The organism is Methanooceanicella nereidis, from assembly GCF_021023085.1.
Classification (GTDB): Archaea; Halobacteriota; Methanocellia; order Methanocellales; family Methanocellaceae; genus Methanooceanicella; species Methanooceanicella nereidis.
In genome coordinates, this window is record NZ_PGCK01000014.1 from 1 (window position 1) to 14,696 (window position 14,696).

13 protein-coding genes and 1 tRNA gene are annotated in these 14,696 nt (G+C 44.4%); 6 read left to right on the forward strand and 8 right to left on the reverse strand.

Annotated elements, in window-relative coordinates:
• Positions 1-247: 247 nt before the first annotated feature.
• Entirely contained in the window at positions 248-1,351 is a 1,104-nt protein-coding gene (locus CUJ83_RS14165; protein ID WP_230743021.1) for a hypothetical protein, read from the reverse strand.
• Positions 1,352-1,566: 215 nt separating this feature from the next.
• Between CUJ83_RS14165 and CUJ83_RS14170 the strand changes: the two genes are divergently transcribed.
• Complete coding sequence (locus tag CUJ83_RS14170) at positions 1,567-2,718, forward strand: TolB family protein (protein WP_230743022.1); 1,152 nt, start codon at positions 1,567-1,569, stop codon at positions 2,716-2,718.
• Positions 2,719-2,724: 6 nt separating this feature from the next.
• On the forward strand, positions 2,725-3,660 hold the full coding sequence (locus CUJ83_RS14175) for a prenyltransferase (RefSeq protein WP_230743024.1): 936 nt from the start codon (positions 2,725-2,727) through the stop codon (positions 3,658-3,660).
• Between the two features lie 277 nt (positions 3,661-3,937).
• On the opposite strand, the gene CUJ83_RS14180 is transcribed toward CUJ83_RS14175, so the two are convergent.
• The 3 genes from CUJ83_RS14180 to CUJ83_RS14190 form a co-directional block, all read right to left on the reverse strand.
• On the reverse strand, positions 3,938-4,882 hold the full coding sequence (locus CUJ83_RS14180) for a polyprenyl synthetase family protein (protein ID WP_230743026.1): 945 nt from the start codon (positions 4,880-4,882) through the stop codon (positions 3,938-3,940).
• A 199-nt stretch (positions 4,883-5,081) separates the two neighbouring features.
• A complete protein-coding gene (locus tag CUJ83_RS14185) occupies positions 5,082-5,855 on the reverse strand; it encodes a class I SAM-dependent DNA methyltransferase (protein WP_230743028.1) in 774 nt (257 codons plus the stop codon).
• 143 nt (positions 5,856-5,998) lie between these two features.
• Positions 5,999-6,080, reverse strand: a tRNA-Ser gene (locus tag CUJ83_RS14190).
• Positions 6,081-6,314: 234 nt separating this feature from the next.
• Between CUJ83_RS14190 and CUJ83_RS14195 the strand changes: the two genes are divergently transcribed.
• From CUJ83_RS14195 to CUJ83_RS14205, 3 genes are all read left to right on the forward strand, one after another.
• Complete coding sequence (locus CUJ83_RS14195) at positions 6,315-6,476, forward strand: hypothetical protein (RefSeq protein WP_230743029.1); 162 nt, start codon at positions 6,315-6,317, stop codon at positions 6,474-6,476.
• A gap of 23 nt (positions 6,477-6,499) precedes the next feature.
• Positions 6,500-6,715 carry a MoaD/ThiS family protein gene (locus CUJ83_RS14200; protein WP_230743031.1) on the forward strand — a complete coding sequence of 72 codons (216 nt, stop codon included), beginning with the start codon at positions 6,500-6,502 and terminating at the stop codon, positions 6,713-6,715.
• Between the two features lie 243 nt (positions 6,716-6,958).
• Positions 6,959-8,140: a cysteine desulfurase gene (locus CUJ83_RS14205; protein ID WP_230743033.1), complete on the forward strand. Its 1,182-nt coding sequence runs from the start codon at positions 6,959-6,961 to the stop codon at positions 8,138-8,140.
• On the opposite strand, the gene CUJ83_RS14210 is transcribed toward CUJ83_RS14205, so the two are convergent.
• On the reverse strand, positions 8,141-8,980 hold the full coding sequence (locus tag CUJ83_RS14210) for a hypothetical protein (RefSeq protein ID WP_230743035.1): 840 nt from the start codon (positions 8,978-8,980) through the stop codon (positions 8,141-8,143).
• A 263-nt stretch (positions 8,981-9,243) separates the two neighbouring features.
• Here CUJ83_RS14210 and CUJ83_RS14215 point away from each other — a divergent pair, with 263 nt between their 5' ends.
• The gene (locus CUJ83_RS14215; RefSeq protein WP_230743037.1) at positions 9,244-9,876 is read left to right on the forward strand and encodes an RNA 2'-phosphotransferase; all 633 of its coding nucleotides are present in this window, start codon (positions 9,244-9,246) and stop codon (positions 9,874-9,876) included.
• Here the strand turns inward: CUJ83_RS14215 and rtcA are convergent.
• Genes rtcA through CUJ83_RS14230 form a run of 3 tightly spaced genes read right to left on the reverse strand, consistent with a single transcriptional unit; the run spans position 9,866 to position 14,319 of the window.
• A complete protein-coding gene (rtcA, locus tag CUJ83_RS14220; protein WP_230743038.1) occupies positions 9,866-10,870 on the reverse strand; it encodes an RNA 3'-terminal phosphate cyclase in 1,005 nt (334 codons plus the stop codon). The genes CUJ83_RS14215 and rtcA overlap by 11 nt on opposite strands.
• A gap of 42 nt (positions 10,871-10,912) precedes the next feature.
• Complete coding sequence (locus CUJ83_RS14225) at positions 10,913-12,409, reverse strand: carboxypeptidase regulatory-like domain-containing protein (protein WP_230743040.1); 1,497 nt, start codon at positions 12,407-12,409, stop codon at positions 10,913-10,915.
• A 59-nt stretch (positions 12,410-12,468) separates the two neighbouring features.
• A complete protein-coding gene (locus tag CUJ83_RS14230; protein WP_230743042.1) occupies positions 12,469-14,319 on the reverse strand; it encodes a PGF-CTERM sorting domain-containing protein in 1,851 nt (616 codons plus the stop codon).
• Positions 14,320-14,696: the final 377 nt, after the last annotated feature.

Consider the following 14,696-nt stretch of genomic DNA (forward strand, 5'->3'; position numbering starts at 1 on the left):
AGTGTACCTTAGTTACCCTTGTGTACTTAGTGGTTAAGCTAGTGTACCTTAGTTACCCTTGTGTACTTAGTGGTTAAGCTAGTGTACCTTAGTTACCCTTGTGTACTTAGTGGTTAAGCTAGTGTACATTTGTTGCCTTTGTGCCCTAAGTCGAGAAAAATTATCACTCATCTTAAAGAATAAGAATACGACGCCCAATAGAAGAAACTACTAAGCGATACCCTATGATCACGCCAAAAATAGCAGCCTATTTTTCTTTTGTGACGTCCATGAGCTCTTCCGGGGGATAGTCTATCATTCCAAGAGCTGCGACGGCCCCGATTATGCCCCTGTTACCTGTCACCTCATAGACCATGACACCGGAGTCTTTCGCTGCGGATAAAGCTTCATCTACCGTGACGATCCCTTTTCTTGCCTTCTTAGTAAATTCCAGAAGTGCCGGGCATGCTTTAAGGCCTATCTTCACCGCCATGGCAGTGTTATCGGACCGGGTCTGGGACTCAAGATACTCATGGGCTGACTGTATCACCGGATCGACCAGGTCATGCATGATCCCCATCTCAATATAGCTTACTGCGTTGCCGGCGGTCTTATACGGGACATCATGGTATAAAAAGCCGACATTATGGGATACCCGGTAAACGCCCTCTATGGAGGACAAAAGGTCCAGCAGTGACAGCGTCAGTGCAAATGTCGCCCCGCCTTCCTCGCTATCGGTATCGTCGATCCCGATAGTGACATGCGTGAGAGCTTCCGTTACAATGACACCCTCCACATAGTCCGGTTTTTCATCATACGTGATATCAAGGACTCCGTCTGCCTGTTCCATCATCTCGGTAAGAGAGTATGCAGGGCCCCCGTATGTGCGTATATACTGGTAGACAAGCCCGTCTTTGACGATTACCTTTTCCAGGCCGAGAGAGATAATGTCGTCAAGATTAACGTCGCTTTCCCCGGCCTTTACTCGCTGCCGGAGTATCATACCATTCTTTCTTACTTTCGGATTGCCTTTTAAGTACATGAACTCGCAAAAAGCTATACAACCCTCGCTTCTGCACTCGTGGAATATCTCAACGAGGTCGTTGTCTACGGTGGTGAATATCCTTTTGCATGCGGATGCCGGCAGGCTGCGCATGCGCCTTCTCGCATACTTGGCGCGCTTTCTTCCGGCCCTTTCCTCGAGTACCTCCACGCATCCCTCATCTACGAACCGGTTTATCCAGTCCTGGACCGTGCTTCGCGGCAAGCCTGTGACAGATACGATGTCCTGGACGTCAAAATAACCCTTATCATGGGTGATCCTATCAATAAGTTTAATGAACTCTTTTCTCTTTTCCAGGACTTTAAGCATGATCCGTCTGACCTACAGAGTAATTAATTAAGTATTGATAATTAATATATTTATTTCCGGGCCGGATAAAGAAATATACTTTCTAGTGGCTGCTCATGAGATTTATACGATAAGATTATAATTCATCTAAAATATTTGCTTATGACAAAAAGGCTCATATTTTATTAGGTATATGTGCATTATATTCTAAAATAATTAAACAGGGATCAGGCATCATGGAATCGGAACCACCTAAGGAAAGCACAGGATCGAAGCTCATATTCATTGCGACGCTGGCAGTATTATTTTTAATAATGGTAGCGTGTGCTTTCGTAATATACGGATACATCACTCAAGGCACGGGAAATGCGACCACAGCGCCGACACTAATCCCGACAGCGACACCGGCCCCGACACCTTCCATAATGCCAACGCCGACCCCTACGCCCACACCGGAGCCTACCACTGATCCCGTACAGCAGTGCCAGGACGATGTAAGGCTGAATAAGGAACTGTCCGTTTATTATAACCCGGGTATCTGGGAGGACTATGTGGTCTATGAGAATAGCCAGAACGGCGTGAACAGGGTATATCTTTTCGATACTAAGACCTCGACTGAAATAAAGATAGCTGAAGGCAACATCATGTCCTATGGCTGTATCGGGAACGGCAAAGTCGTGTTGATCGACCGGGACAATTATAAGATGTTCGTATATGATATTGAGACGAACACTAACTCGACACTGATCCTCGAGGAAAACAAGCCTCGATTCAACCCCGATATTTATGGCAGAAGGATAGCTTTCTGTCAGGACGATGGCGGATATAACGACCATTATGGCCAGTGGATGAGCAAGTTCAGCATTTACATAACGGACTATGTCGACAGCACGACAAGCTGTATCGTCCCGGACATCTCGGAGCCCACTGACATCAGGCTATATGATAATTATGTCGTATGGACGTCATACGATGGCCAGAATAGCGACATCTACATGTTCAACATCCCTAAGGGGAGCATGACCAAAATAACTGACGGGAACGCTAAAAACGATCACCCTAGAATATATGACAATTATGTCATATACCACAGTAATGCCAAAGACGGCCAGCACATATATTCCTATAATATTGACACGGAAGAAACCAGGATGATCTCGTCTGTCGGAAAACAGTACAACGCGGACATATATGGCTCGAAGGTCGTCTATGATGATTCAAGGATAGGCAACTGGAACATTTACATATATGACCTTCGGACAGGACAGGAAAAATGGCTGACATACGAAACCCATGACCAGCTGAACCCCCACATATACGGGAATAAGGTCGTATATCTTGATAACAGGAATGGCGGCTGGGATGTCTATATGATAGATATAGAGTGATGGCCGATGCGGGATATAATAAAGGCGTGGATAAAGGAGTTCAGAGGGCTGTTTCTTTTGTTCGTAACGCTGCCGGTGATCTTAGGCAGCGTCATATCCTTCGTATTTTATCCCGAAGCGTTTAGCCTTTATTACTTTTTAATATCGGTAATAGCGATGCTATCGCTGCATGCAGGTACAGTCATCCTGAACGATTTCTTCGATTTTAAAAGCGGTACGGACGTGATCAATACCGAAAGAACTCCCTATAGCGGAGGAAGCGGGCTTCTTCCGGGTAACGTACTGAAGCCAAAACAGGTCTTCATTGCGGGGCTGTTTTGTTTCATGATATGTACAGTCCTGGGGATCTTTATAGTATTGACAAGAAGCCCAATAGTCATGGTAATAGGAGTCATAGGTGTGGTACTCGGGTTTTTTTATACTGCGCCTCCCTTTAAATTGGCTTATAGAGGTTTTGGCGAGATCGCGAGGCTTATAGCCACCCCTTTGATGGTGCTGGGCGCATTTTTTGTACAGGTGCCCGTAGGTTCCGGATGGGAAGTAATACAATATATGGAAGGTATCGCCGTAGCTACAATAGCCTCACTGCCGCTAGCGTTCCTGAATACAGGCGCCCTGTACATATTTGAGTTCCCGGACTACAATGCGGATATTAAGGTGGGAAAGAAAAACCTCGTCGTAAGGCTCGGAAGGCAAAAGGCATCATATGTATACGTCCTGTTGAACATACTCGCATACCTGTCCCTGACTATCGGTATTTATACAGGGATCCTTCCTTTAATGGCAGGGATAGTCTTCATCCTGATACCGCTTTCTGCCGCATCAATTCTCGGGCTGATGAGATATTTCGATCATGTGAAGCGTCTTGTGCCATACCTGAAGATCGCGAGCGACACGTATGTCATCGCAAGCATATTGATGATAGTAGCGTTTATGGTATGATGTCACGGCCATACCAGAAATTGAAAGAAGTGTCTTATTAAATAAATTTAGCCTGATCAGTATATCATGGCACATGACTGCGATCTTTAATTCTGTACGCAGATTTATTGCAGGTTCATCTTAAAAGCTCAAAGACTTCTTAAAGAGCTCAATGCATTTTTAGAGAAACATAGACATCTTTGAGCCTTTGAGCCTTTGAGCCTTTGAGAAAATATGATAGTATACTGATCAAGTCATAAAACAACGAATAAATAGAAAAGACGACCGGTCACAGCCATCATTTGTCCCTGGTCAGGATGTAATCGCACAGGTCTTCAAGATGTGTTTTATACTTGCTGTCCCTTATCGGCTTTAATGCGTCCCTGGCGGCATTCGCTTTATCCTGTGCCAGTTTCTCGGCCTCTTCTATGGAAGGCTTCAGTGCTTTTAACAACTCTTCCCGGGACATCTTTAGCATATCCTCGCGTTTTAGCCCGTTCTTCATAGCCAGAAGAAGCACCAGGGTCGGGCGGTTCATTTTAAGATCTATCATGATAGGCTTGCCAAGGGTTTCTTTATCGGATGTGAAATCCAGTATGTCATCCTTCATCTGGAACGCGATCCCGATATTATCCCCGTAGCGGTTCAAAGCGTCCACTTCTTTCTTTGTTCCGCCGCCGACAAGAGCCCCTACTTCCGAGGATGCCCTGAACAGAGAAGCGGTCTTTTTCTGGGCTATCTTATAATAATCATCGATGCCATAATCGCGATTTGTAAGTTCCATGGCTTCGCCTTCTGCCAGACGGAGTAAAGAGGTGGAGGCGCATTCTATGATCGCCCTGGTGACCTGAAGGTCGCTTCTTGCGGCCTGCTTTATGGTCAAAGCCAGCATCGCGTCCGCGGCTATCAACGCCATATGGTTTCCCCAGCGGGCATTGATCGTCGCCTTACCGCGCCGGGTTTCGGACGAGTCGATAATATCGTCGAGAATGAGCGAGGTGTTATGAATCATTTCCACTACAAGTGCCGGCACTAATGATTGTGCCAGGGTCCCGCCCACGGATTCGCAGGATAAGGTCAGTATAGTGGACCGCAGCCGCTTACCCCTCTGTGATAGTGCATACTTTACAACTTCGGCAAGCTCAGCAGGCTCGATCACGAACGATAATAGGTCTAGCTCCTTATCTATAAGCGCCGCCCTTGTCGATATCAATTTTTCTAATTCGCCGAACGATTGATTCATACTACCTATCTCTTTTAGAAACATCTACAAGATAAATAGTTTGCTTTTTTATCAACTCTTTTTTGGTTGAAATCTAAAAAGACCATAATGAAAATTAAAATGTAGACATATACATAATAATGGAAAAACCTACCGACCGGATAAGAGTAAGGGTTAAATATTATCAGGGAATGTGCGCCTGACATTTTTAGTCAGGCCTTCATTTTTTAGCCGTCACGATCAGGTCATAAGAATCGGAAGTGCCCATAATATCCATATTGAAATTTTCATAAAACCGCAGTCCTTTAAAGCCTGCTTTTTCCATTAATTCCCGGACCTTACCAGGGCTCACAGGATTATACTCTACGACATCGACATTGAATTCAGGCTTGCCTTTGCGCTCTATGATAGAAAGGATATTGAAAACAACACTATCCTTATGATAATCTATGGCAAATATGAAGACATCGACACATTCCCCGTCTCTTGTATAAAGCGATGGAATAAAGCGCTCTCTGTCGCGATACAATGCGTCAAAGTTCTCCAGATGCAAGATACATAGGCCGCCGGGTTTCAGGACATCATACATGTTCCGGATAGCGCAATAGAGGTTTTCATCCCCGAACTCATGCGGCAGGGAATTACCCATGGATATAACACAATCATATCTCTTTTCGATTACGGAAGAGATCTCCTTAATGTCGAGGTTGTAAATATAACAGCTCATACCATGTTTCCGGAGGTTCTTCGTGGCCATCGCGATCATATCGGGCGACAGGTCAACGCCATCGGTATCATAGCCCATGCTGGAAAGCATTACGAGGTGAAAACCGGTCCCGCAATGGCAGTCAAGGACCGACCTGACATTATTCTCCGATAATATCTTTTTAAAAAAGCCCTCTTCCTTTTTACGACGATTATCCCAGGGCATTAAAAGATCATACCGGTCAGCAATACCTGAATAAAATTCGTGGATCCTGTGCCTGTCCGACATCTTACGATTCCTAGATAGGGATTGTCTGCGCTTATATGACACCCTAAAATAAAGCGAAAATCAGGATATATGATAAAACTTGAAAGCGGGTGAAAGCACCGCCATATGATAAAACCTTATAGAACTATTAGAGATAATAACAGCGCCGAGGAGGAGACTTGAACTCCTAAGGCCTTGCGACCGCTGGTTTTCGAGACCAGTCCCTTACCGTTAGAGTACCTCGGCATCCAGTGAAAATAATATCCGCACGATAATAACGTGTGAAATTATTGGACGAATACTTTCCTCATTTTATCTATCACGACTATTTAAATTTTATGCCCACGCGATTTATATGAAAATATTTTGTTAAGACAATGGAATATTAAAAAAGTGGTTAATAGCTTATAAAAAGACACCAAAATAAGCTTCCAAATGTTTTTAACTCAACAAAGATAAATATCATAATCAGTGATCCATATGTCTGGCAAGTTTAGAAAGCGTGACATAGAAAGAAAGGGTAGCAAAAAGGAACGCGAAAAGGACATGAAACTCGTTGATGAAAACAAGGAGGATCTCGCCCACCCTGAAAAAATTGCCAGGGAGCTTGAAAAAGTCACCCCCGTGGAAGAGATTGAATAATTCTAAAAACATTTACATTTTAGGTGAACATATTGAAAATTCCTGTAAAGATTTATGCAGGTAAAGTAAGCAGCATGGATGTCGAACTTCCGGAAGGTTCCACATATATTGACCTGCTTGATACATTAAAGATAAACCCGGAAACGGTGATCGTTTTCAAGAATGGAACGCCCGTTGCAGTAGATTCAAATGTGACATCGGGCAATGTGGACATTATGAGAGTGGTATCTGGCGGATAGCCGGGTATCACGGCTTTTTTTAGATACTGTCCGGTGTTCACGGTGATTTTCTAGCAAAAACTTACAAAAATAATGGATAACCAGTCATTCATTCATCCCGAAGTCTTATAGTATATCTCAATTGTCTCGACGCTTTCTTTAGAAAAATTTGATACATAGGATCCTTGTCATCGCGTTGAGCCTTCGTTAGTATGGCACGTTATATTCATAACTGATAAGCGTTATAAAAAACTCAGAAAAGCCATGTATGATGTCTATAGTATAAGAGAAGACTTTCCAGTCCTCAGGGAAGTGATCTATCTTGACAGCGCGGCCACGAGCCAGAAGCCGGTCCAGGTAGCAGATGCAGTGAGCGAGTACTTTAAAAGATATTGCGGAAATTACGGCAGAGGAGCTCACAGGCTGTCTAAAATGACCACGGAAAAATATGAGGATGCGCGTGAAGATGTGGCTTCATTCCTCGGCTTGCCGGCAAAAAAATCAATTTTCACAAGAAATGCGACGGAAAGCATAAACATGGTAGCGCTGGGGATGGACTGGAAAAAGGGAGACAACATCATAACGGCTGTTGTGGAACATCACAGTAACCTTCTGCCGTGGATAAGATTGAGAGAGAAAGGCGTTGAAGTCACCATAGTTGATTCCGATGATAAGGGTATCGTGTCTCCGGCAAGCATTGAGGAAGCGATCACAGAAAGGACCAGGCTCATCGCGATCGGGCACGTATCTAACTTTTTTGGCTCGGTACAGGACATCAAATCTATTTCTAAGATAGCGAAAAAACATGGAGTTAAATTCCTGGTAGACGCTGCACAATCGGCAGGTGAAATGCAAATAGACTTTCGGGGTCTTGACATTGATTTTTTATGCCTGCCAGGTCATAAAGGCCTTTTAGGGCCCCAGGGGACCGGCATATTGTATATACGGGAACCTGAGCGGTTATCTCCAGTATATGTAGGCGGCGGCACTATAAAGACTGTGACACTTGACGAGTTTAGTTTTGATGAGATACCGTCGAGGTTTGAATATGGGACTCCTAACATACCGGGAGTCATAGGGCTTGGCAGGGCTGTGAACTACGTAAAGGACATAGGCGTGGAGAGCATCGAATCGCACTTAAAGGCCGTATCTGGATACTGCGTAAAGCGTCTTTCGGAGATCCCGCAGGTAGAGATATATGGCCCGGAGAACAGGGGATCCCTGGTATCTTTCAATGTAAGGAATGTAAACCCCCATGACGCGGCAATGATACTGGACGAGACTAAAAAGATATGTGTCAGGAGCGGACAGCATTGTGCTCAAACGGCTCTTGCCAGATTATGTATCAGTGGTTCCATAAGGGCGTCTTTCGGCTGCTATACGACTATGGAAGAAATAGATGCCCTCGCAGAATCGGTAGAGATGATAGCGAAGGCATTTTCCTGATCATTCCTCGAAAGAGATATTTACTGGTTTAGCGGCTATCTCTGGCGCGACACCATGTTCTATTCCCTCTACTGCCCATAAATATAGTAGAGTGTAATATGAGGTCTTAACGAACTGGTTCAGCGTCGATATCAGTGATATCCCCGTGAAAGCGACCATTATGCCTGCGATCGCGGCGACTAAGAAATTGATCCCTGCCAGCGATAGGAATATGCCGGCCCCGGCCATCAAAGATAGAACAACGCCCGCAAACCCGAACATACCTGTCAATATCCTGATCCCGATCTCCCCGACACCGATAGCCACAAGGTTATTCCCCACAATTTCAATCGACTTCTTTATCGTGTTTTGATATCCGAGGCCGGATATCACGGCAACGGGAACTAAAAGCCTGCTGGCAACGTCCCAGCCTTCTTCGACTATACCGGCAAAAATACCTCCGATAAAGTTAAAACCGGGGTTCCTGCGCTTCATCCTTGAACCTTTGAAAAGTTTGACGATGAATGATAGGATCACTCCGGTCAATGACAATAATGCCAATGTTGATGCTACCGAAGCAGATCTGTTAAAAGCATTTCTCATTGAAGACCGGCCATTTTTCACGTGCTCGTATACCGCATATGAGGATGCCCCCATAAAAAAATAGCTGACCATGTAGCTTATGAACAGTGCCGCAATTATGAAGAACCCGAGTATACTAATGCCCGCTTTGCCCATGACGTTAAAAATGATCACAGGCACTATGAGCAATATGCTTATCCCTGTGCTTACCAGCACAGATAGTAGTGACGGAAGAAGCAGTTTTGGCTCCTCTATGACCATACGGTAACACTCTATCATGTATTTAAACGCCTGGCTAATATGTTCCCAAACCATTTTAACACCTGCTTGACAGCTTAATAATGATATCATGTACATATAACCTTGTAAACGCCGCCATGGCAATATTTACAATTAAATGAGAACAAATATAAAAATATCTATAATCTGATAACAAATAACAAATAACAAGATTTATTTTTAATAAAAACAATTCATAAATGACCTTAAGATTATATAATAATCATAGGCAACCCATGTGAACCATCGATGACGGTGTAACTATGGAGATGAAAGACAAGCCCAAAGAACTAAAAAAATGCCCGCAGCATGGATATTTCCGGGGCCAGGAATGCAGTTGCGGAAACATCGGCACTTTCGTGCTTTCAGGCTATAAAGCGGAAAAGCTGGGTAAGATAATATCGGGAGCGCTCAGGCATTTCCCGGGGGAGTTAGGCCTTAAGATGGATAGTAATGGCTGGGTCGAGCTTGATGAACTGGAAAAGATCATTCAAAACAAGTACAGCTGGGCAAGTATTGACCACATAGACGCGATGTTTTCTACCGATGAAAAAGGAAGATACGAGAGGAAGGGGAATAAAGTAAGGGCGAGATACGGGCATTCGATAAATATAGATCTCGATTACCCTGAAGTAGACTCTGAGATGTTATTTTATGGCACAAGCGAAGAAGAGGCTGACAGGATACTCGAGATAGGCCTTAAACCGGTCAACCAGCATTATGTGCATCTTAGTAAGACTATCGAAGAAGCGGTGAAAGTAGCCTGTATCAGAACAGAGCATCCGGTCATTATTTCATTAGACGCAAAGAAAGCCAGAGAAAATGGAATAAAGATATTAGATGCAGGTCCTGTATGCCTGGCAGGGCCGATACCGCCGGAATACATCAGGATCTGATGCATACCGGGCCATTTTTTTCTACTGTAAACTTTTTTCCGGTGATCTCTTCGATCACCCACATGTTCGTTATTGCATGAGACGTCAGCTCCGACGTGATAATTTTTGAGCTTCCCGTTGCAAGGTGCATATATTGTATAAGCTGGTCCGAAAGATTTGAATCAACGGCAGCTCCCGAACGTATTTCTTTTAATATTTTCTTTGCCGCTTCAGAACCAACTTTTTCTGCAGGAAGTCCCCGCTCGCCCAGTGTGCTGCTACCTAAATAGCCCTTATATAGTGTAATGCTGGAGCCTGTCGACACATCGTTGCGTATATCCAGTTTTATCTCTCCGACACTTATGCCGTTTTGCTCAAGAAACTTAGTTGCGGAATTTGCCTGTCTTTCAGCTACGTGAGAAGGAAGCTTTGATGAACAGGATACGCCATTTACAACATCGCCTTCAGGACAAACGAACTCTGCGCTCTTCAATGTTCCGGGTTCGACGTGTAAGATCATTTTCCCTCCGCCGCGAGGATAAAACCCCCGGCTCACAAGAGACAGATCGGCTACATAATTAAATTTTTTTAATGCTGGTAATAGGACATTTCCCAGGTAATCATATGTGGGAGACCATTTTACGTCGGTACCGCCGATTACCTCAAAAGTGACAGGTGATGAAGCATAATAAGCCATTGCCATTACGCTTTGTAACAGCAAGGAGATGCTTCCGGCAGTTCCAATGTCCACATAATAATAACCGCCTTTTATCTTCCGGGGTATAAATTTGATTTCTGTAGACCCTATGTATAATCCATCAACAGTGGCATCAGTCATTTCCCTGGCAAGTTCGATGGATTTAATGTGCTGTATGGCAAGGCCCGGTTTAGGACGGTTTTTACGAATGTTCTTAATATTTATGCTTTTTTCTAGAATGGACGATAGGGATATTGCAGTCCTCAGTATCTGCCCTCCGCCTTCGCCATAAGAGCCGTCTATTTCAATGATGCCCATAAAAGTAAGAATGTTCCCTATCAAAAAAAATTAACGGTATAATTAACCTGAGAATACTTTGCCTATAGTGTAGACCACATTATTCAACAGGTATAAAAAGTACGTTAATGTCAGGCCTGGAGTGGCGACCATATTAATGTTGAGAGTGCTGACTTCTCCGGAAAGAACGTCGATGGTCCCAGTCTCATTATTATAACCGTCACAGGTTATAAGATAGGAATATGCCCCGCAGGTCTTGTCAGACAGGACCATTGAGCCTTCGCCTGCATACTCTCCGTTAAGATAGACAGATGCTTCGGCAGGAGTGACAATTATGAATAGATTTCCGCTATTTTGCTGCAATGTCCTGTTGATACTTGTTGTGACCTCAGGAGATATCTCCACATCGAAGCCATCATCATAGTATCCTTCTTTCTTAAGCACTATATGATGATCGCCTATACCAAGCTTGTTAAAAATATAGGGAGTTTTTTCTGAGGTATTAGATCCATCAATCCAGATATATGCCCCTTCAGGATCGGAAGTTATCTCAAGGCTGCCGGTATTAACAATGTCAAAATTAATATTGACGCTGGTAGAATGGCTTACGCCCAGAGTATTAGCATAGTAGATACGAAATACGTCCGATGTCTTTACGTATTCTTTTCCGTTTATGTCATAAATGAATCGTATACAGTAGTTATCATAGATACCCATGACGTCTATGCCATAGAATTCATAGAGACCGTTAGCGTCAGAGCTGGTGGACTTAACTTTAAATAAGTTCTTCTTATCATCAACTTTGCAGAGCTCGACATTTACTCCCGGTAACGGCATATTATTTTTTTGACTGGTAGTTCCCTTAACTACATTTACACTGGGAGATGGCTGTTCATGATAGGACACATTCTTTGTAAGCGGACAAAATACTGACACATACTTATCCTGATCGCTCTGAACATTAACATTGATCTTATCTGAAACATATGTTTTACCATTGACGTTTCTTTCTGCCCACAGAGAGTAGTTTCCTACGGGCAGCCAAAATTGCCAGGGCTGCGTAGTACGGCCATCATAAAAGGCATACATCCCGTTATCCATATAAATGGTAGCAGGTACGGAGGAAATCCATGAGCTTTGATCTGAAACTACGCCGTATATCCTGCCCATCCCTGAAGGCGGGTAATTATCAAAGACGAAATTCTGTTCCGCACATCTTAGCGGATACACTACGAACCATAAAGATGAAAGCTGTCCATAGTCTTTTCCATCTTTATCGAACGATACTTTTACCTTATAATTATCATAGCCATAGCTTGATACTATTGGCACTTTATCAAATGAGAACAAGCCACCGTTATCTGTAGATGTCGTGGCTATAAGCTTACTATAATTATCATAACATTCGACATATGCGCCGTTGACAGGATTACCGTTCTTATCGGAAACCTTACCGGAGATAGATCCGTATTGTTCCGCAAGTACGATTGGTGATATTAGGATATTCAGAAAAAGTAAAACTAATATCAATAAAACATTTCTTCGAATGTTTTTTGACATTATTACACCGAAAAAATGAAAAAGGTAAGGGGATTTTAGTCCCCTTAACAAGAACCTCTTTAGTTCTCCTTCCTTGCTATGAGGTATGCAACACCGAGTAAGCCGGCGAGCGCGAACACAGTCTCAAAGCCCGGCGTTGGGGTCGGGGTCGGAGTCGGTGTCGGTGGGACCGGGGTTGCGGTTGCTGTTGCAGTTACGACAGGAGTCGGGGTCGGAGTTACCGGTGCAACGTATACGTAGTCAGGAATAGCTACGTTCGCGGTGTAGGTACCCTTGGTGAGGTTAACCATTGCGAAGTATATGTGGCCATCCTTCTCTGCGGTTACGTTGTAGGTTCCCCAGGGGATCCTCTCGTAGGTGTATGTACCGATTGCTGCAGTCCTACCATCGTTGGAGAGCTGCGGGTTCTCGGGTACCTTGACTATACCGTTGTTTGCGGTGCCGTTCCAGTACCAGAGGGTTACGTTAGCGTTTGGTACACCGTTCCTGTTCTTGTCTGTTACCATACCGGAGATCGTACCCCAGCCGACTACCTTAACCAGGACACTGTCCTCGATGATAGTGTTGTAGGTTATGGTTGCGTTTGCGGTAACGTTAACCTCACCGAGAGTCTCGTTGGAGGTTAAGGGTATGGTTGCCTTGCCGAATGCATCCGAAAGGTTGGTTGTTACCTTCGGTAAGTATGCTACGGTGTCATTGTCCGCTGCGAAGTTGATCTTGACGCCAGGCCTCTTGTACGGTAAGCCGTTCAGGTAGAGCTGTGCGGTGATGGTCGATACGTCGCCACCTACAAGTATGGTCTCCGGGTCAGCGGTGACTCTTATCTCATCCGGCATCGGGACGTGTAAGACTATGAAGCCTGCAGAGGTCCTGGTGGTGTTGAGTGAGTAGTTGTTGGATGCACCATAGATGGTAAGGTTGTCGGTTAACGGTGCTTCAGCGGTCGCGAATGCATATGCGGTGTCCGGGGTCAGGACGATGTTGTCGAAGACGTAGGTTCCAACATATGGCTGCGCGCTGCTGGTGATCGTGGTCATGTTGTATATCTCGGTCGCATTTGCCATGCAAACGTGTAAGGTGACCTCGATTCCGCCGTAGCCAGTGTTGAATGAGTCAACAACTGATCCGAACCAGGAGGATACCAGCGGGCTGAAGTATATCTTTATTGAGTCGTTGATGTCAGCATCCTGTGCGAAGCTTGCCTCTATTATTGAGGAGTTACCGGATGCGTTGCCCCAGCCGAAGTCAACCTTTGCGTAGCCGCCCTTGGTGGTTGCTGTAAGGGTCTTGCTACCGGACGAGGTCGCGGAGTTCTCGTTGCCGAGGAATCCGTATGCGTCGGTTGCGTTTAATACCTCGAAGTTAATGGTGAAGCCATCGCCTACGGGCATGCCGAGTGCATCGGTGACATATGCTGATAAGGTTACGTGGTCAGCATTGTCAGCAAGTACGTGGTTCTTCTCAGCGGTGAGTACGATCTTTGCCGGTAACGGGAAGATGACTACACCGGTGGATGCAGTGCTGTTTGGCTCAACACCGAATGCATTGGACCAGCCCTCACCGAATAATGAGTGGTTTGCATAGACCTTGTATGCGGTCTGGAGACTGCCATCTGCGAATAAGGTGTTGTTTACGCCAGTTATCTGGTAGTAACCGTTCGCGTCTGCAGTGGTGTTGTAGTATTCCTTAGAAACGTTTGCTGCATTTACAATTGCTACATATGCATAACCGAGGCCTACGCTCGAGTTTGCAGTGGTTACTCTACCAACTACTGAGCCGGTGTTCTTGTTGTTCTCCGGCATTAATGGTGCCTTCTCCCAGAACGGGTAAGCGGCAGTAGCTGGGATTATTGCAGCGATCATAGTTATTATCATTAACGCTGCTAATGCTGCCTTAGTTGTATTCTTCATTCATTCAACCTCCCATGGTTGTGTAATATTATAAGCGGATATCACGTCTCGATAAAACGGTCTTGTTTTATCAATCCATACGTCAAATCTTCGACATATGCCGAACTTGACATCGCTACATAGTTAATCCATAGATACGGATTATTGGTCATACATTAGTCATTACATTAATAAAAGTTTTTTGGTCTTTCGCCTAAATTAAATACGATTACTATGCTATCCTGTAATTATTATATAGTATCCATTACCTTATAAAATTTTTTAACATTAGCCCTGATACAGCTAGATATAGCGTTAATATGGATAATTTAAGCGTACCCCAATATAATACGACAATTGACTAATCAAGCATTCAGTTACAACATACATCTAATAAA